14 protein-coding genes and 1 other RNA gene are annotated in these 19,874 nt (G+C 29.3%); 3 read left to right on the top strand and 12 right to left on the bottom strand.

Going from position 1 to position 19,874, the window contains the following annotated elements; genetic code table 11:
* The coding region (locus Q0842_RS15535) for a hypothetical protein (RefSeq protein WP_298500316.1) at positions 1-1,263 on the top strand (1,263 nt) is incomplete at its 5' end.
* A 1-nt stretch (position 1,264) separates the two neighbouring features.
* Here Q0842_RS15535 and Q0842_RS15530 read toward each other — a convergent pair.
* Together Q0842_RS15530 and ffs are read right to left on the bottom strand one after the other, a co-directional pair.
* Positions 1,265-2,068, bottom strand: a complete 804-nt coding sequence (locus Q0842_RS15530; protein ID WP_298500313.1) for an SDR family oxidoreductase — start codon at positions 2,066-2,068, stop codon at positions 1,265-1,267.
* Positions 2,069-2,197: 129 nt separating this feature from the next.
* Positions 2,198-2,296: signal recognition particle sRNA small type (gene ffs, locus Q0842_RS15525), an RNA gene on the bottom strand.
* A gap of 88 nt (positions 2,297-2,384) precedes the next feature.
* On the opposite strand from ffs, the gene Q0842_RS15520 reads away from it, so the two are divergent.
* Positions 2,385-3,419 carry a glutaminyl-peptide cyclotransferase gene (locus tag Q0842_RS15520; RefSeq protein ID WP_298500310.1) on the top strand — a complete coding sequence of 345 codons (1,035 nt, stop codon included), beginning with the start codon at positions 2,385-2,387 and terminating at the stop codon, positions 3,417-3,419.
* Between the two features lie 39 nt (positions 3,420-3,458).
* Here the strand turns inward: Q0842_RS15520 and Q0842_RS15515 are convergent, their stop codons facing one another.
* The 10 genes from Q0842_RS15515 to Q0842_RS15470 form a co-directional block, all read right to left on the bottom strand.
* Positions 3,459-4,946: an aminotransferase class V-fold PLP-dependent enzyme gene (locus tag Q0842_RS15515; RefSeq protein WP_298500307.1), complete on the bottom strand. Its 1,488-nt coding sequence runs from the start codon at positions 4,944-4,946 to the stop codon at positions 3,459-3,461.
* Between the two features lie 79 nt (positions 4,947-5,025).
* Positions 5,026-5,589 (bottom strand): TlpA disulfide reductase family protein, encoded by a 564-nt coding sequence (locus Q0842_RS15510; protein ID WP_298500304.1) that lies wholly within the window; start codon positions 5,587-5,589, stop codon positions 5,026-5,028.
* Positions 5,590-5,600: 11 nt separating this feature from the next.
* Positions 5,601-7,589 (bottom strand): thioredoxin family protein, encoded by a 1,989-nt coding sequence (locus Q0842_RS15505; protein WP_298500301.1) that lies wholly within the window; start codon positions 7,587-7,589, stop codon positions 5,601-5,603.
* Between the two features lie 26 nt (positions 7,590-7,615).
* On the bottom strand, positions 7,616-8,062 hold the full coding sequence (locus Q0842_RS15500) for a protein-disulfide reductase DsbD domain-containing protein (protein ID WP_298500298.1): 447 nt from the start codon (positions 8,060-8,062) through the stop codon (positions 7,616-7,618).
* 200 nt (positions 8,063-8,262) lie between these two features.
* Positions 8,263-10,497, bottom strand: coding sequence for a TonB-dependent receptor (locus tag Q0842_RS15495; RefSeq protein WP_298500295.1), 2,235 nt, complete (start codon positions 10,495-10,497; stop codon positions 8,263-8,265).
* 185 nt (positions 10,498-10,682) lie between these two features.
* Positions 10,683-11,063: a hypothetical protein gene (locus Q0842_RS15490; protein WP_298500292.1), complete on the bottom strand. Its 381-nt coding sequence runs from the start codon at positions 11,061-11,063 to the stop codon at positions 10,683-10,685.
* A gap of 89 nt (positions 11,064-11,152) precedes the next feature.
* Positions 11,153-15,286 (bottom strand): amino acid adenylation domain-containing protein, encoded by a 4,134-nt coding sequence (locus Q0842_RS15485; protein ID WP_298500288.1) that lies wholly within the window; start codon positions 15,284-15,286, stop codon positions 11,153-11,155.
* Positions 15,287-15,301: 15 nt separating this feature from the next.
* Positions 15,302-15,499 carry an acyl carrier protein gene (locus Q0842_RS15480; protein ID WP_298500285.1) on the bottom strand — a complete coding sequence of 66 codons (198 nt, stop codon included), beginning with the start codon at positions 15,497-15,499 and terminating at the stop codon, positions 15,302-15,304.
* Positions 15,500-15,527: 28 nt separating this feature from the next.
* Complete coding sequence (locus Q0842_RS15475) at positions 15,528-17,105, bottom strand: amino acid adenylation domain-containing protein (protein WP_298500282.1); 1,578 nt, start codon at positions 17,103-17,105, stop codon at positions 15,528-15,530.
* Between the two features lie 6 nt (positions 17,106-17,111).
* A complete protein-coding gene (locus tag Q0842_RS15470; RefSeq protein ID WP_298500279.1) occupies positions 17,112-18,263 on the bottom strand; it encodes an acyl-CoA dehydrogenase family protein in 1,152 nt (383 codons plus the stop codon).
* Between the two features lie 178 nt (positions 18,264-18,441).
* Here Q0842_RS15470 and Q0842_RS15465 point away from each other — a divergent pair.
* The coding region (locus tag Q0842_RS15465) for a hypothetical protein (protein ID WP_298500276.1) at positions 18,442-19,874 on the top strand (1,433 nt) is incomplete at its 3' end.

The raw sequence follows: 19,874 nt of genomic DNA, 5'->3' as shown, positions 1-19,874 counted from the left end.
ACGGTAAGGTTAGATGGTAAAAACAGATTTCTTTATAAAATTGACACCTTAAAAGAAGGGATATACACTTTTAGGCACGGTGGCGAATATCAATTAATATTGTTAGAACCAGAGGATAGCTTATTATTTAGATTAAATACTTTAGATTTTGACGAATCTCTTGTTTATAGTGGCAAAGGCGCCAAAAAAAACAATTACTTTATTAACGAGTTTAACGAAAATGAAGAAGAAGAAAAGTACATTATTAAACTTAGTCAACTTGATGGGGCCGTTTTTCAGAAACGTGTTGATTCAATAAAAGCTTCTAAAATAAAAGCTTTAGAGCATTTTAAAACTAAATACAATCCTTCTCCTTTATTTTTAAAAATAGCAAAAGCAAATATTGATTATTCTTATTACTCTAGTAAAGAAGTATACCCATTTGTACATTTTGGAAAAAACAAAGCTGCTATTTTAAAATCATTACCTAATGATTTTTATGACTATAGAAAAGACATAAATTATAATGACACTTTTTTAAGTAGACATCATAATTACAATAAATTTTTAAGATATAGTTTAAGTAACTTAACACTTAAAACTCATGATATTCATGATAATAATGCGTGTTTTGATAGAAAATCCTTGTGCTATAACTTAGATAGACTTAAACTTATTGATAGTTTAATTTTAAATCCAACTACTAAAGACGAGCTCTTATATCATTTTACAATGAGGTACTTATCCAAAAGTAAAAATGTAGAACACAATGATGCACTTTTAAAATCTTATTTAGATAAAAGCAAAAGTGAAAAGGGTAAAAAAATGATGGTTAGTTATACTACTTCATTTAATAGCTTGAAAGAAGGCTCTAAAATGCCTAACATTGATATAATAAACTATAATAAAGAAGAACTAAAAATAGGATCTCAAATTAATTCACCTACAGTTTTAAGTTTTTGGTCTCATACTTATTATGAACATTTTAAAGAAAGTCATTACAAATTAATCGAGCTAAAGAAAAAATACCCTGAAGTTAAATTTATATCAATTAATATAGATGATTATGATTTAGACAAATCAAACAAATTATTACAAGATAATGGGTTTGATAGAATTAATGAATTTAAATTTAAAAACCCTGAAAAATCATCAAATTTATTAGCTATTTACCCTATGACAAAAACCATATTAGTTGATAAAAACAAAAACATAATTGATAGTAATACTAATATTTTTTCAATCCATTTTGAAGAACAATTACTTGGATTGATTAATAAATAGGCTATAGTTTATAGTGATTCATTAGCATTTTTTCATAAACCTTATCTGGTAATATTCGTTTTAATACAATAGAAAACTTTTGCAAAAACTCCCCTACTTTATAATGCCCTTTCGGATTTGGTGTATTTATAATTTTGTAAATCGCTTTAGCCATAATATCAGGATTACTGCCATTATCAACATGCGTATTCATTAAATCTAAAGTATCTCCATAAGGCTTTTTATATGGTGAATTTTCAAGTAACGGTGAATGATATCTTCCTGCAGCAATATTGGTTGCAAAATCTCCAGGCGCAACATTAGTCATATTTATATTAAAGTCTTTTATCTCCATCCTAAAAGCTTCTGTTAACAACTCTAAAGCACCTTTACTAGCACTATACACACCACGGTAAGGTAAACCCATATAACCAGCAATTGAAGTTATATTGATTATTAATCCAGAATGTTGTTTACGCATTTGAGGCAAAACTGCTTTTATAACATTTATAGGACCAAAAAAATTAGTGTCGAAATTATTTTTAATCTCTTCATTTGGAATTTCCTCAATTGGTCCAGTAATTCCTGCACCAGCATTATTTATAACCACATCTAGTTTACCTTCTTTTTTAATAACGGTATTTACAGTATTAGAGATTGAAGTTTCATCTTTTACATTTAAAGCTAAAATTGGAAACTTACTTTCTTTATAATTTTCAGGGTTTCTACTTGTACCGTAAACAATAAAGTCTTTAGTAACTAAAAACTCACCTATAGATTTACCGATTCCTGAAGAACCTCCAGTTATTAAAACAACTTTAGACATGATTTTCTCTATTTATTTTTTAAAAATACGATAATAATAAATGATGAGATTCCCACCTTAGTGGAAATATATAAAACTAAAAAAATCTTGATTCGCTAAAGCTTTCAAGATTTGAGTTTATTGTATAAAAAAAGGCAAGCTACCTACATCACACCGCTACGACCATTTACCTTTGCTTCGTTCCCGACCTGGAGGATTCAACAGGAGCTGGTTGTGTAGGACTTGCCCGTGGCAAAGATACAACCTTTTAAAATTTTCACAATGATTTTTTAAACTGATTTTAAATAAATATCTTGCTTTAAATTTAAAATCTATAATGAACACATTCAAATATCTCACAATCATATTTTTAAGTGGATTACTAATTTCTTGTGGTTCAAATTCAGGTCAGAAAAAAAGTGATTTCTCTATAAAAACAAATGCCGAAAAAGGTAATATTGCTAATAGTGAAACTTTAAAGTTGTCTTTAGAAAACAAAAAAGGACATACAATTGATTCTGTTTCTTATCGTTTAAACGGAAGTTCAATTAATAAAAACTCAGCTTTGAGTAGTTTTAAATTAGGAAAACAAACTATTGAAGCCACAGTATATTTTAATGGAGAAAAACAAACTACAACTTCTACAGTAACTATTTTAAATAGTGAATTACCCAAAGTATATACTTATAAAATAATTAATGAATATCCGCACGACATAACATCTTACACACAGGGTTTAGAATTTTATAATGATACTCTTTACGAAAGTACAGGACAACTAAAAGAGTCTAAGCTTAGAAAGTTAGATTACAAAACTGGAACAATTCTTAAAAACATTGATTTAGCTGATGAATATTTTGGTGAAGGTTTAACTATTTTGAACAATAAAGTATACCAACTAACTTGGCAGAAAGGAACAGGCTTTGTTTACGATGTTAATACTTTTGAAAAACTAAGTAGCTTTAGATATGGAAATAGTAAAGAAGGCTGGGGCTTATGCCATAACAATAATACGATTTACAAGAGTGATGGAACTGAAAAAATATGGTTATTAAATTCTGAAACATTAGCAGAACAAGATTACATTCAAGTATATACTAATAAAGGTAAAATTGTAGGTATTAATGAAATGGAATGGATTGATGGAAAAATATATGCCAATCGTTATCAAAAAGATGGTGTTGCTATTATTAATCCTGAAAATGGCGCAGTTATTGGCGTTGTAGATTTTAAGCCCTTAAAGAAGTTAGTTACCCAACATCAAGGATTAGATGTATTAAACGGTATTGCATACAACCCAAAAACCAAAACGATTTTTGTTACTGGCAAACGTTGGGACAAATTGTTTGAGGTTGAAATTTTAGAGAAATAATCTCTTAATAAAGTAGAGTAAAAAAACTGGTTTAAACTTTTAAAGTTTAAACCAGTTTTTTGTTATAACCTTTTCTGCATCATGGCTTTCTTTATAAATATACTCGTTCTTAATAGCATTGTATTCATAATCTTTACCCCAAATTTTATAATGCTTAGAAACTTCCTTTATAGCTTCACAAATAAATTCAATATCATTATTAGTCATTGTTGGATGAATAGACATTCTAATCCAACCAGGCCGTTCCATTAAACAACCTTCTAGTATTTTCTCTTCAATGGCTCTAGATGTTAATTGATCTACATGCAGCAAATAATGCCCATATGTTCCAGCACAAGAACACCCGCCCCGAGATTGTACTCCAAACTTATCATTCAAGAGTTTAACAATTAAATTATAATGAGCATTATCAATATAAAACGAAAACACTCCTAACCTATTTTTATGCTCAGGAGCTAAAATTTTTAAGTTTTCAATTTTTGAAAGCCTGTCAAAAACTATTGCATTCAATTCGTGTTCTCTATCTAAAATGTTCTGAACACCCATTTCTTCTTTCAATTGAATTGAAAGTGCAATTCTAATAGCTTGTAAAAACCCAGGAGTTCCTCCATCTTCTCTGGTTTCAATATCATCAATATAATCATGATTACCCCAAGGATTAGTGTAACTTACAGTACCACCTCCAGGATTATCAGGTACTAAATTTTTATATAATTTTTTATTAAAGACTAATACGCCTGAGGCTCCAGGACCTCCTAAAAATTTATGTGGTGAAAAGGTGATAGCATCTAAATATTCATCTTCTTCTTTTGGATGCATATTAATACTTACATATGGTGCAGAACATGCAAAATCAACAAAGCATAAACCATTATTTTGGTGCATTATTTTTGCAACTTCATGATAGTTTGTTCTAATCCCGGTAACATTAGAACATCCTGTAATAGCTGCAATTTTAATGGGACACTCTTTATGTTTTTCTATAAGAGTTTTTAACTTTTTTGTACAAGGCAAGCCTGCTTTATTAGAAGGAATCACTTCTACCCTAGCAATGGTTTCTAACCATGAGGTTTGATTAGAATGATGCTCCATATGTGACACAAAAATAATTGGTCGTTTTGCTTCTGGAATTATAGTATCATCTTTTAAATTTTCACTTAGTTTAAGTCCTAAAATGCGCTGAAACTTATTTATAGCGCCTGTCATACCAGTACCAACTGTTATAAGCACATCATCTTTTGAAGCATTTACATGACCTTTAATAATATTTCTAGCCTGATGATAAGCCAAAGTCATTGTTGAACCCGTAATAGATGTTTCTGTATGTGTATTGGCTACAAATGGACCTATTTCATTAAGTAGTTTTTCTTCAATAGGTTTATATAACCTACCGCTTGCAGTCCAATCTGCATATATTATTTTTTTTCTTCCGTAAGGTGAATCAAAGTATTGATTAATACCAACAATATTACTCCTAAACTTTTCAAAGTATTGTTCAAGTTGTGAAACTTCATTTTTAGAACTCATAATGTTAGATTATTAAAAAACCAACTTTCAATATTACAAGTAAAATTGTTTTTTATTAAAAACTATTACTTAAATATAATTATATATTTAAAGCATCTAATAGGTTAATCAATTTTTTATTTGAAGGCCTTGGTGCATTATCATTAATTACTATGCCATTTGGATCAATTAAAATAAATCTTGGTATGGAAGTAACTTTAAAATCTCTGGCAAATTTCTGATCACCTTTTGCGTATAATTGTATACCTGTTAATTCCTTTTTTTCAACCATTGTTCTCCAAGCGTCATGTGCATTAGCACTATCTAAAGAAATACTAACAAATGCTATATTTTTACCATGATAAGCTTTCTCTACTCTTTTTAACGCTGGAATTTCTGCTTTACATGGGCCGCACCAAGTTGCCCATAAATCTATATAAACATATTTTCCCTTTAAATCATCTAATGATGTGCTGCCGCCTGAATAATTTTCGTAATTCTTAAATTTAGGTGCTGCTTTACCTATAAAAAGAGATGCCTCTTCACTTTTATCATTAACTGTTTGTATTTCTTCTTCTATAGTTTCAGGCTTTTTTTCTTCTTCTTTTTTACAAGAAGTAAACATTAAAGCTACCATTGCTAGTATATATATAACTTTTTTCATAATCTTATACATTATTGCTTATTGAATACTTCTAATCCGTTTTCTAAAAATTTAACATAATCATCTTCATCTGGTGTGTAACCTACAGGCTCATTTAATACCTGAGTACCTTCAGAATTTAATAATACGTAATAAGGTTGCGAATTCGATTTAAAAAATTGTGTTTGGAAGTTAGCCCATTTATGACCGTAATTTTTCAATAATCGCTTACCGCCATTAACTCTATTAACTTCAACCTTTTGATTTGTTGGCAAGTCTTTTTTATCATCGACATACAACGAAATTAAAACATACTCGTTTCTTAGGTAATTATCAATTTTTTCTAACGGCCAAATATGCTCTTCCATTTTTCTACAGTTAACACAAGCATAACCAGTAAAATCAATCATTATAGGTTTATTAACTTGTTTAGCATAAGCAATACCTTCTTTTAAATCTTTAAAAGTTTTTAAATTATTTGTTGACGTGCTTGGATAAAACCAACTGTATCCAACAGGTGGTGCTAAACCACTTAATAACGTTAAAGGTGTAAATGTTTTTGTTTCTTTATTTACTCTAAATCCTGATGCTAAATAAATAGTAAATGCTGCTACTAAAATACCACCAGCAATTCTTGAAAACGATAATTTTTTAATTGGAGAATCATGAGGAAACTTTATTTTTCCGAATAAATAAAGTGCTAAACCAGCAAAAATAATAATCCAAAGTATTAAGAAAGGCTCAATTTTTAATAGTCCCCAATGTTTTACTAAATCGGCATTAGATAAGAACTTGAAAGCTAAAGCTAACTCTAAAAATCCTAATATAACCTTAGTTGTATTTAACCAACCACCAGACTTAGGCAACGCATTCATCATATTAGGAAACATTGCGAACAAAGCAAAAGGCAAACCTAAGGACACACCAAAACCAGCCATACCCGCTGTGAGTTGCCATGCGCCACCATCGGCAGTTAAAGAACCAGCTAGTAAAGAACCTAAAATAGGTCCAGTACATGAAAATGAAACAATTGCTAAAGTTAACGCCATAAAAAATATACCAATTAGGCCACCAGCATTTTCGCCTTGTGTTGTTTTGTTTGTCCAACTTGCTGGTAATGTTAACTCATAATATCCAAAGAATGAAAATGCAAAAAACAAAAAAACTAAAAAGAAGATTATATTTAACCACACGTTAGTTGATATTTCATTTAAAATATCTGGGTTAACCGAATCTAAAAGATGAAAAGGAATACTTAATATTAGATAAACTAATAAAATAAAGAAACCATATAACAATGCTTTGCCAACACCAGAACTTTTGTTTTGACCACCTTTTTTAGTAAAAAAGCTTACAGTAAGCGGAATCATTGGAAATACACAAGGAGTTAATAATGCTAACAAACCACCTAAAAAACCTAACCCGAAAATAGTCCAAAGTGATTTTTTATCTTCAATTTTTCCAGACACTAAAGTTATATTCTCTGGTGTCATGCCATAAAGTAATTTATTTACTGAATTATTATCTATAGATTGATTTGCGTTTGTATTAACATTTTCTGTATTTATATTTCCATTTATATTAAAAACCAATTCGACCTCTGTTGGTGGCAAACATCTACCATCATCACAAACCATAAATTCAACAAAACCATTAACCGTTTTTACATCACCCATTAATTGCACTTTTTGAATAAAAACTGCTGATTTTTCGAAGAATTTAATTTTCATTTGAAATACAGGATCGTCTACAATGTGACCTTCATCTTCACTTGTGTTTCCAATAAACTTGAATGCTCCATTAGCATCATCAAAAGTAAAAGTTGTTGGTATAGGACCATCATCTGGAACATCTTGTGAATATAAGTGCCATCCAGACTCAATAGTAGCTGTACTTATTAAATTGTATTCAGTATCTGAAATTTTCTCTGTACTAGTTTTCCATTTTACGGGTTCTAGTATTTGAGAATAACCAACTGTAAAAGCCATTAAAACTAATACAAAGAGAATACGTTTTATCATGTAATTTAAGATTATGTAATTTTAACTTATTGCAAATTGAACACTAACATTGCAGGATCTGGCATTATACATTTTGAATTATCACAAACCATATAATTAACTTCTGAGTTAATTTTAAATGGTGGCTTACTTTTAAGCTTAATAAGTTGAGTGAATGTTGTTTGATTTTCAAAATATTTAACTTTCATGTTAAATGTAGGGTCATCAACTATTTGTCCTTCTTCTTCTTTTGTATTTCCCTTTTTTAAATATTTGTTATTACCTTCAAAAGTAAACTGTGTAGAAACTGGACCTCCTTCAGGAACGTTTTGAGAGTATAAATGCCATTCATCTTCAATATTAGCAGTAGCGATAAGCTCGTACTCCGAATTAGATATTTTCTTTACAGATGTAGTCCATTTTACTGGTTCAAGAATTTGCGAAAACATGTTTGCAGAAATCAATAGTAATACACTAAAAAATATATTTTTCATAAATATTTATTTTTCTTAATTGATTGGATTTTTAAAAATTTAAAAAATCACTAAAAGCAAAAGTAGTAAGAAAGATTTTGTCTATCTAAGTATTAAGACAGCAAATCCTTACAACCCTTACTAATATATTGTTAAAGTTTAAAAACAATAAACAAAAAGCGCACCATAAAAGGTGCGCTTCAAAATAAAAATTAAATATTTTAAAACCTAACAGAAACTTTTCCTCTTAAAAAGAATGGAGTTCCTGGTGTGAAATGTATTTCTTCTACCGAATCAGGTTCGTTAAACAATCTACTTTCTGTAGCAAACTGTGTTTCGTTCCATTCGCTATCAAATAAATTTTCAACAATTAAACCAAATGTCCAATTTTTATGACTATAATTCAAATTTAAATCGGTAATAAAATAACCATCAGCCACTATTGAGTTATCTTCATTTGCTGGTCTATCTTTAATAAATCTATAACTCAATCCGCCAGAAAAATTATTTAAATCTTTAAAGTTTAAACTACCCGACGATGTTAAATCTGGTGCTAAAGGAATATAATCTTCACCACTAGGTTCTTCGCTACTTCTAGCGTAGGTATAATTAACATCAGTATTAAAAAATAACCAATCGTTAAATTGGTAACGCAAACCAAAATCGACTCCGTAACGTTTTGTTTTACCACTAGGTTCTACAATACCTGCATCGCCTACGTAAACAAATTCTTGTTGTAAAAACAAACTCCATAACGCAGCATTAATAACTAATCTATCAGTTGGTTTTGTAATAAACCCAATATCTGTTCCAAATGCAGTTGGTAAAATTTCCTTACCATTATTGGCAGTAACTACTCTAGTATCGTTAGAATGATAACCTAGCCCTGTTTTAGCAAACAATTGTAATTTTGAAGAGGCAGCAAGTATTACATTTAATTTAGGGCTTAATAAAAGTTTAGTTTCACTTTTATTATCATAAGTTTCAGTTAATAAATTCTCATAATCAAAGTTGAAATAATCTAAACGTAATCCTGGATTTATTGTCCATTTATTCTTCTTAAAAGTTAAATTAGCGAATGAAAATCCGTTTAATTCGTCTACATTTCCATAGGCCAAACGTTCTAACAGCTCTTGTCTGTTTTTAGTTCTTGATAATTGCACGTCGTTTACATCATCATATCTAAAACCAACCCCTAGTTCGTATTTTAGCTGTGCATCATGATCTTCAAGATGAAAAGAATGCTCGAAAGCTGTTTTTGCGCCAATAATTGTTCTATTTTCATATTGACGAATTTGATCTGCATTAACAGGATCTTCTAAAAAAAATGTGAAGTTTGAAAACAATTCAAAATCATATTTCGTAATATATGCAGATGATTTTATATTAGAGTGTTCATCTAACTGTTTGCTATGACTTAACCAAATATTACTTCTACTAGTATTTCCGCCCTCAGTATCATCAATAGCTCCAAATCGACTTATTTGTCCACTTTCAACAGCTCGTACAGGTATTTGTCCAGAAGCGTCCCATTTACTTTGAAAGTGAGAAATAGCCATATTAAATTGTTGATCTTCATAATTATTAAAATTATAACGCCCCATAATATTAATACGATTAAAATTTTGAGGTGACTCAAAAACTCCATCAGAAAGCATTAATTCTGAAGCTAAATATGCTGAACTATTTTCTTCGTCAACAAGTTTAACCATACTTAATGCACGTAATGTATTGAATTGACCAGCCTCTAAGGAAAGGACGTTATCACTAATGGTTTTCTTAGTATTTATATCAACATAACCAGCAGTATTAAAATTTCCTTTATCTGCATAATATGAACCTTTACCAAAATCGATGTTATCAATAGTTTCTGGGATAATAAAATGCATATCTGCATAGCCTTGACCATGTGCGTGTGAAACCATATTTACAGGCATACCATCAACATCTATGGCTATATCTGTTCCATGATCAATATCAAAACCTCTTAAAAATATTTGTTCTGCTTTACCACCACCAGCATGTTGCCCAATGATTAAGCCTGGTATTTTACGTAAAACTTCTTGTGATGATTTTACAGGGCTTGTTTTTAAGTCTAGGTTTAAAAATGTACTTAAAACATTTACTTTAGATACTATTAAAACTTGATCTAAAGAAGCTGAAGATATTAATAAATATATATCAATAGAACTATCTAAATGAGACTCATTAATAATAAGTTCTTGGTTTTCGTAACCTAATTGGTAGAAATACACAACATCGCCTATTGAGATGTCATCTAATTCGAAATAGCCTGATACATTAGTATAGGTATAAGCACCAGTATTTTTATTATAAACTCCAACACCTTGTAATGGTTTTTCATTGTCTTCAGATATTACTGTACCACTTAATTCATGGGCTTGCATACTACTAAAAACAAAAACTAGGAGATAAAAAATTATATGTTTTTTCATTTTATTTCACTTTACACCTACAACTTAAAAGCTTTATTAGCTATTAAATTATAGGTAGTTATTAAATAATAAATAGAATATTTTGCTTAATAATGCAGCACCAAGGAATCACTTAAAAATGAAGAAATGTATAACTAACTCCATCTAAGTTAGATAATTAAAATATTATATAATTGTATCACTAATTATAAGTGCTGCATTAGAATAGCTTTTGGAGGTACTTTAATTTTTCTGTTAAAACCGTCTTTTAATTCTTCATTATAATTATTAAAAACAAAAGGTGACTCGTTTATTATTATCCTTACTAGATTATATTTTGGTGAATAATAATGTTTGTCAATCTTGACATCTACTAGACTTGGTTTATTTGAATTATTATTTTTATTATCTAAACCAATAAAATAATCTAAAAGGTCAATTATTTTGTGGTCATGATTAGAAAAAGTTGATTTCTTAATGTTTATTTTTTTATTCTCGTATTTATTATGAGATAGAACTACACTAGGCTTTTGAATATAATGTGAAATATTATGCAATGTGCTTTTAACCTCTTTGTGTATTGGCATGAGGATATATATTGCACTAATTACAATAGCTAAAAATTTTACGATATATATTTTAATTTCTTTCATTTTTATTGATACCAATACATCAATTATTCTTCTAAAAACTCAACCATTATTTTTTCTATATAATTTGAATACTCCTCTATGGTAGGTAAATTAAATACTTTATTTAAAGGAATTTCCATTCCTAATTCTTCATTAATTCTTGATGTAACTCTTATCGCTGCTAATGAATGACCTCCTAATGCTATAAAATTATCATGAATTCCAATTTTATTTAATCGTAGTACATCCTTCCAAACGCCTTCAATAAGTTCATCAATTTCATTTCTTACAGGCACATACGTAGTATCATCATCAAAGGTTTTAATATTTAAACTTTTTAGTTCGCTTTTATCTATTTTTCCATTTTTAGTGAGGGGCATTTTCTCTAAAACCATAAAGTTAGAAGGCATCATGTAGCTTGGAATTTTTTTTGATAAATGATTTTTTAAATCTTTTGAAGATAATGACGAATTACCGGTATAATAAGCAACTAGTTTCTGGTCTGCTTCAAAAGCATCAGACTCTTTATAACCTATTTCTTCCATGATACGTTTCACCTCAACTTCATCAATATATTCATTGATCTCCTCAAGACTTTCATCGCGTGTTTTATGGCCTAAACGCACATCCCAGCTGTAAGGAAAAGAATAATTACTATATCCCTTTTCTTTTTTATGAACATAAATACCAACTTGGTTTATTAAGCAGTTTGTTGAACGCCCTGTATCTGTAGGCCTTATCCATCCTACTTTTTCATCTAAATAAACAAGCATTTCTTCTAAACTTACATCAGAATACCTGTAGAAATCAACGAACTGTACTTTATCAAAAACCTCATCATCTTCAAACATAGAAACTTCAAGTAAATCTTTTACAGCATCTTCTTCTCTATGATAGAGTTTCCTAACCTCTAAAATGGCATCATCAATTTTTGTAACGTCTATATCTTCTTCCCAAAAAAGCTCTTCTGTTAACCTTGTTTCAAAAAACTGACCACGAGATAAACCTGTAACTATAAATGGAATTTCTTTTTCCATGGCTATTTTAGTACTCAATGTATAAATGGTTTTAAAACACCCATTACATACGTTTTGGTGTCTATTTAAACTATCAATAAAAATATCATTCATATGTTCGGTTTGTGCATATATATGATCTACACCAAGTTTTTCTACAATGCGATTTACATTTTCTTTTGCTTGTTCTGATATATAACCATTATCTAAAGTAAAAGTCAATACCTTTAAACCCATACCTACTAATTGGGCTAAAATATAGGTACTATCTTTACCGCCACTTAAAAGCGATAAGCAATCATAAGTTTTATTTTTTTCTTTATTTGTTACTAAAATAGACCTCAGTTCTTCTTCTGTTTTAAAGTATTTTTCTGCTTTTTCTTTGTAACCTTTAAAGGCATTACATAAATGGCAAACACCAGAATTATCAAAATCTGTTTCTGGGTAATTTGAAGGCAGTCCGCACTCTGTACAATTAATTACATGTTCTTCTGGAATAGTTATTTTGTTGTTTTCCACCAACACTACAGCACAATTATCGACTCCATCAATATTTATAATATTAGATTCTATATCTGTTAACTCAATTCTGTAACCTCTAAGTTTAACTTGCTCGTCTACCCTACCCAAATACTCAAATTCACCAGATTTATTTATTCTTACTAAATCACCTGTGTTATACATTTTAAGGCCTTTAATAAAAGGGTTATCAATAAACTTTTCTTTTGTTAAACTGTTTAAACCAAGATAGCCATTTGCTAAACTAGCACCACTTAAATATAGTGCCCCTACAACTCCATTTGGTACTAAATTTTTATAATCATCAAGAATGTAAGCATGCATGTTAGCAATAGGTTTCCCTATTGGAATAGAACTTTTATTATGCTCTGTTGGCAAAAACTCGCTTACAATACAACCTACTGTTGCTTCTGTTGGGCCGTATTCATTAAAAATTCTTATTCGGTTTCCAAAAGATTTAGTAATGTCTTTACCTAAGCTAACTTTAAAATCTTCACCTCCAACAATTATTTTTTCAATATTAGAATTTGTTAAATCTTTATCTTTAAAAAGCGATAAATGTGAAGGGGTTAATTTAATGGTATCGACTAAATTGTCCTTAATAACATCTAAAACAGATGTGTCTGGGCCAGAAATATTTTCTTTATAAACTACAATTCTGCCACCACTAATTAATGGTAAAAATGTAGATGTTATTGTTAAATCAAATCCTATTGATGTAAAAAGAGCAAAAGAAGATTTACTAGAAAAATCATAATAGCCTTTACCCCAAAACAGATAATTAGATAATGCTTTATTTGAAATTAAAACACCTTTAGGGTTTCCAGTTGAGCCAGAAGTATATAAAACATAAGCTATGCTGTTTGAATCTTGTTTTACATTTAAATTATCTGATAATTCATTTTTTAAATTTTCATTAATAGCTTGAATATCTATTATCTGAATTTCATTATTGCCTAGATTTTTCTTTAATTCTTGATTAGTTAAAACCAATGCACAATTTGCATTTGATATTATAAAATCTATACGTTCTGTAGGTTGGTCTGAAGCTATTGGTATAAAAGTTCCACCAAGTTTCATAATTGCTAAAACACAAATTATATAATCTGAATTCCTGTAATTGTAAATGGCAATTTTATCTTCTGGACTTATTCCTGAATTTTTGAGGTAATTAGCTAATTGATTTGCTTTGTTATTTAAGCCTTTATAGGTTAGGGTTTCTTTTTTATATTGAAGCGCTACCGCATTAGGGTTTTTTTTAACCATTTCCTCAATACTCTCAATAACAGAGAAGTCTTCTGTATCTAATTTTAGTGTAGGTTTTAGAAAAGAAGTTATTTGTTCTGTTCCTGTAATAGGAAATTGTCCTATTGGTTGTTTTATATTTTCTAACAACGCATCAAACACTTTTAAATAATGTTTTGAAACATTGTGGGTTAGTTCTTCGTCAAAAATATGCTCGTTTAAATCTAATAGAATAGATATACTTCCTGACTTATCCATATCGTAAACATGGCATCTTATGTAATGATTTGGGTCGCAATGTTCTGGGTGTAGCCATTCAGATGTCATTGGCAAATCATTAAAATCAGAAAAAGCTGCATTAATATAATTAAGAATTACGTTATAGCTTTTATTCAAGTCTGGAGTAGACATGCCAGGTTTAGCATACCTTAAGTAATTATTAGTTTCAATTTTAACACGTGATAAAACATCTTCAAAAGAATCTTCATCTTTTATATCCATTAACAATGGAAAAAACTCCACAAATAAACCGGGTGTGTTTTTAAATTGTTTAGTTAATCTATTATGCGATGGCGCACCAATAACTACTTTTTCTGCCGCACTAATACGCTTTATATAAACAAATAGAATTGTACAAAAGATATTGAAGAATGTTAAATCTTTAGACCATGCTCTAACAGCTGGTAATTGACTAAAACTATTTAGTTTATTTAATCTTTGTTGATCAAGTTTAATTACTATTCTATTAGACTTTGTTGTTTTAAAATCTCCTTTTGAGCCGTACAAACTCATTGAAGGTTTTAATCCATCAATTTTTTGTTTCCAATAAGACTTAATAGATTCGCTTTTTTCTGATATAACAGCTTCAGCTTCATAATTTACATAAGACTCAAAACTAGGGATAGGTTCTGTAGTTTCGTTTTTATTATCTACTATATTTTTATAAAAACGACGCATAAATTCATATAAAATTGTTGAAGATGTAGCATCGGTTATTAAGTGGTGAATATTTAAAAACCAAGTATATTGGCTATCTGATACTTTAATTAAAACTGAATCAAAAAGCAGTTGAGATAAATCAAATTTTTTCTTGCTTCTTTCTTTTAACCAATCGTTCAATTCTATTTCTGTGTTATCTGAAAAGTCGAAGTAATCAATTTCATCATTTAAAGTTTTTAAGACTTGCTGATATGGTTTATTATCATCTTCATAAAATACAGTACGTAAAGCATCCGAATTTTCAATTAATTGTTGAAATGCTTTATTAAAACAATCAACCTTAATATTTCCAAAAATATTAAAGACATGTACCATGTTGTATATGGGAGCCTCTGGGTTTAATTTTTGACCCAGCCATAATGAAAACTGACTTTGTGTTAAGTCCATATCTTTACTCATCTTTAAAATATTAAACTATTTACTCTGTATATAATTTACAATATGATTTACTGTCATAAAATTTTCGATTACCATATCTTCAGGTCCTACTTGTACATTAAATTCACCCTCAACAAAAGCAATTAGTTGTACCATCCCTAGAGAATCTAAAATACCGCTACCCAAAAGATCTTCAGTATCATCAAAATCATCTTCAATTTCATTGTTTAGCAATTCTTCTTTTATATATTTTAGTAATATATTATTCATTCATTTTTGTTATTAAGTTATTTTTTAAAACATTTCTATCTATTTTACCTGAACTTGTTTTAGGTAAACTATTAAATATTTGGATGCGTTCTGGAATTGAATAAACTGGTAAGTTTGTTTTACAAAATGAGATCAATTCTTTTGAGGTAGTATTTACATCTTCAAATAATAAAATTACCGCATTAAGTTCTTTTTTCTTATTTTCTGACTCTACAATAATTACTGATGCTTCTTTTACAGATGGATGCTTTAAAAGCACCAATTCAATTTCATCTAATTCTATACGGAATCCTCTAATTTTTGCTTGTCTATCATTTCTACCTACAAAAATCATATCATTATCTTTATTTTCATAAACAACATCACCGGTCCTGTAGTAAACTAGCTTATTGTTTTCTTCATCCGTTTTTATGTAAAAAGACTTTTCTGTTAATTCTTTATTATTCCAATACCCTTTCATCATGGTTATAGAATTAATAACTAATAAACCTTTATTCCCTTTAGAAACTTCATTATCATTAGGATCTAATATTTTATAATCGGTATGATTCCAAATTTTCCCTATTGGTATTTGATTTTCTAAACTTGTTGATGAATTTATATTATAATATGTGCATTGATTAACTTCTGCTGGACCGTAAACATTAGAAAAGGTTACGTTTGGCCATTTTTTAATGAGTTCTTTTAAGTATTTAGTAGCAAAAACTTCTCCACCAAAAAGCACCCAACGTAAAGCATTTACATTAATTTTATCTAACGCACCACTTAATAATATTTGAATTAATGCTAATGGCACAGAATACCAGATTGTGAGGTTTTCTTTATCCATTAAATTTGCAAGACTTACCGGAAATTTGGTATAAGCATCAGTAATTACAACCGTTGAAGCCCCTGCCAATGGTCCTGTGAAGTATCCAAAAGTGGAAATATCGAAATTAATAGGTGCATGATTTGCTACTCTATCTTTACTATTAACTTGATATAAATTAGCAGATAACTTAGCATAATTAAGTCCGCTACCATGCGTATGCATAATGCCTTTTGGAGCTCCAGTTGAACCAGAAGTAAACATTATATATGCTAAATCATTTTCACTAACTTTTATAGCTTCATAATTTTCTAGACTTGTTTTGTAAATAAAATCCCACGATGTAGTTTTTATTGGTATATCTAGAGATACTCCTAATATTCCTTGTAATGAAGAATCGGCATCAACTAACGATGTGATTTTTCTTTTTTGATTATTGGACGTTACTAAAAATGCTATACCACAATTATCAATTAAAAAACGTGTTCTTGAATGTGGTGCAGTAAAATCTAAAGGTACATAGGCTGCTCCTGCTTTTAAAATCCCATAAATGGCTATGGCAGTTTCAATACATCGGTTTAAATAAATACCTACTCTATCTCCTTTTTCTACTCCAGAATCAATTAAACATTTAGCTAATTGGCTCGTTTTAGTATCTAACTCTTTATAAGTTATTGATACATCTTCACACTTAAAAGCCTCATTATTTGGATATAATGCAGCAGAATTTTTAATAATATCTATAAGTGTGGTTATTTCCATTATAAATTAAAGACCTAGTATTTGAGAAATGATATTTCTTTGTATATCTGAAGTACCTGCATAGATGACACCTCCAATTGCATCTCTTAAATTTCGTTCAATTTCAAATTCGGTAAGGTACCCACTACCGCCATGACACCTAATGGCATCCATACTTGAAGCTACAAAACTTTCGCTTAACTGCAATTTTAAAAGCGCAGCTTCCATCATAGCAGATTTCCCTTGGCTTTTTAACCAAGCCACTTGATAAAGAAGAAGTCTTGAAGTTTCAATACGTAATTTCATATTTGCAATTCGATTAGAAATAGATTGAAATTCACTAATAGATTTACCAAATTGCTTTCTGTTTTTTACAAACTTAATAGTAGTTTCTAGTTGATATTCCATAGCGCCTAATTGGCTTGCTAATATGTTACATCTGTCGTACTCTAGAGAACTAATGGTAATACTCCAACCCGCACCTTCTTTACCCAGTCTATTTTCATCAGGTACAAAACAATCTTCAAATATTAAATCTCCAATTGGTACAGTACGCATACCCATTTTAGGTTTGTTTTCACTCACACTAAAGCCTTTAGTTCCTTTTTCAACTATAAATCCACTCACTCCCCATTTACCTAATTTAGGATTGGTTTTAGCAAAAATTAGTGCAATATCTGCTATTGGACCTAAAGTTGTTAATCTTTTACTTCCATTTAATATATAGCCTCCATCTACTTTTTTAGCTGTGGTTTCCATGTTAAAAACATCTGAACCCGCATTGGTTTCTGTTAACCCGTGACATCCTATAGATTTACCTGATGATAATGCCTTTAAGTATTTATTTTTTTGAAATTCTGAGCCAAATTGCGCTATTGGCAATTGTACCGTCCACATTTGTGCATTTAAGCTAAACGGTAAGCCATTATCTTTGCAACCATAGCCAAGGCCTTCCATAGCCAATGTTGCCGTTAAAATGTCGACTACATCAAATTGCCCACCATACTTAAGTGGACTAGCAAGTCCTTGAATACCAAAAGCTGCACATTTTTCCCAATCTGCGCGAGAGAAAACACAATCTCTATCACGTTCACTTAAAGAATTGTTTAAATTCTTTTCGGCAAAGTCAATAACCTTTTGTTTATAATCGAGTTGTTTTTTTGTCCAAGATAAATCCAATATATAATGGTTTAGTTATACTTTTATTTTTTGATAATCAACGAATTAATACAATACTAATTAAAGTTAATAAAGATACCTCTATTTGGTAAAGCTATCAAGTCAATACATTGTAGGTTAACTAATAATTACTTATTTTGACGAAAAAAAACCTATTTTTAACAAAACAGCAGTTGTTATGAATAACTATTTCAATTCAATTTACGAAAGGTATTTAAATAACTTTAATGGTAATTTTCAAGATTGGATTAGAATGACTTTCCAATTATCCATAGTATTAATTTCTTATTTTATATTGCACCAAGGGCTATTTCGGATATCCACCTTGCCAATTGACGCTTATTATAATGACTTTATTTATTTAGAGTTTTTAAAAAAACAAATTAGTAAACCCTATCTGTTAGTTCTTTTTTTAGTTTTTATTGGATACTTCAATAAAAAACTACTTATAACATGGCGCAATTTTGGAGGTAGTAATTTAATAAGGTACTTTTTAATTATAGTGACACTAACATTAACTTGGTTTTATGCAACCTACGATGTTAATTTCTTTTTTAATAAAGTTCATTATGGAGACAGGCTATTATTGGTTTTGTTAACTCTATGTGTTTACTGGAAACCTTTTTTTTTACTCCCTTACATTACTGTTTTATTAGTTATATTAGGGCAATTTGAGTTTCTTCCAACTTTTTCTATTGCATCGCCTCCTTTACTTTTAATTAAAATTCTTATATTATTTATTACATTTTATATTCTAAAACTTATTACCAAAACTTTTAAACCAACAACTTTTATATTTATGCTTGGTTGCTTAATTGCAACACATTACCTGACTTCTGGATTAAATAAATTAAATATAAATTGGATATTTAAAAACCAAACAAATTTTCTTGTTCCTTCAGGCTACGCTAATGGTTGGTTATCATTTTTAACGACCAATTCAATAAATGATATAACTGAATTTTTAAGTTGGTTTAATATTCCCTCAAGGGTATTTACTATTGTAATAGAATGTGGGATGTTTTTATTTTTTATTAATACAAAATGGGCACGCTTTTTAATTTTTGGAGCTACCATTATGCACATTGGAATCTTTGGTTATACAGGAATTTTCTTTTGGATGTGGATTGTGATACTCATTGCATCAACATTCATTTTTTCAGTAAAAAAATTTAATCTTGCTAAAATTTTTAATAAAAAATATTTTATTATTTCAATAATTATAATTGGAGGAGGACGATTTTGGTGCCAAGCTAAGCCCTTAACTTGGTATGATTCACCTTTAAATTATACTTATAAGATTTACGGTGAAACTACTAACGGTGAAAGATATCGGCTAAGTCCAAACTTTTTCTCTCATTTTGACTATCAATTTACACGTGGAGCTGTTAAATTTTGGCAAGAACAAACAAGATTACCTATTGTTTGGGGAGCAACTAACTCTCATACCAGTAACTATTTTAATACCGAAAGAACAGAGAAAGAAGTTTTTGAATATGAAAAACTGAAAGGAAGATTGTTTAAAGATGATGTTAAGCAAAAAAAATATGAAAATTTTATAATACAATATGTTACTAATTGGAATAAAAGAACAGCTTGTTTTGATTTTAT

Source organism: uncultured Algibacter sp. (genome assembly GCF_947495675.1).
Lineage (GTDB): Bacteria > Bacteroidota > Bacteroidia > Flavobacteriales > Flavobacteriaceae > Algibacter_B.
The sequence above is the reverse complement of the archived record's forward strand: the minus strand, read 5'-3'. Positions and strand labels throughout refer to the sequence as shown.

What these genes read in the sequence shown, in the direction of transcription:
- Q0842_RS15530 (WP_298500313.1), bottom strand. Translation starts at nt 2,068, where the DNA reads ATGTCTAAAGTTGTTTTAATAACTGGAGGTTCTTCAGGAATCGGTAAA.
- Q0842_RS15490 (WP_298500292.1), bottom strand. Translation starts at nt 11,063, where the DNA reads ATGCCAATACACAAAGAGGTTAAAAGCACATTGCATAATATTTCACAT.
- Q0842_RS15475 (WP_298500282.1), bottom strand. Translation starts at nt 17,105, where the DNA reads ATGGAAATAACCACACTTATAGATATTATTAAAAATTCTGCTGCATTA.
- Q0842_RS15495 (WP_298500295.1), bottom strand. Translation starts at nt 10,497, where the DNA reads ATGAAAAAACATATAATTTTTTATCTCCTAGTTTTTGTTTTTAGTAGT.
- Q0842_RS15510 (WP_298500304.1), bottom strand. Translation starts at nt 5,589, where the DNA reads ATGAAAAAAGTTATATATATACTAGCAATGGTAGCTTTAATGTTTACT.
- Q0842_RS15485 (WP_298500288.1), bottom strand. Translation starts at nt 15,286, where the DNA reads ATGAGTAAAGATATGGACTTAACACAAAGTCAGTTTTCATTATGGCTG.
- Q0842_RS15505 (WP_298500301.1), bottom strand. Translation starts at nt 7,589, where the DNA reads ATGATAAAACGTATTCTCTTTGTATTAGTTTTAATGGCTTTTACAGTT.
- Q0842_RS15520 (WP_298500310.1), top strand. Translation starts at nt 2,385, where the DNA reads ATGAACACATTCAAATATCTCACAATCATATTTTTAAGTGGATTACTA.
- Q0842_RS15500 (WP_298500298.1), bottom strand. Translation starts at nt 8,062, where the DNA reads ATGAAAAATATATTTTTTAGTGTATTACTATTGATTTCTGCAAACATG.
- Q0842_RS15515 (WP_298500307.1), bottom strand. Translation starts at nt 4,946, where the DNA reads ATGAGTTCTAAAAATGAAGTTTCACAACTTGAACAATACTTTGAAAAG.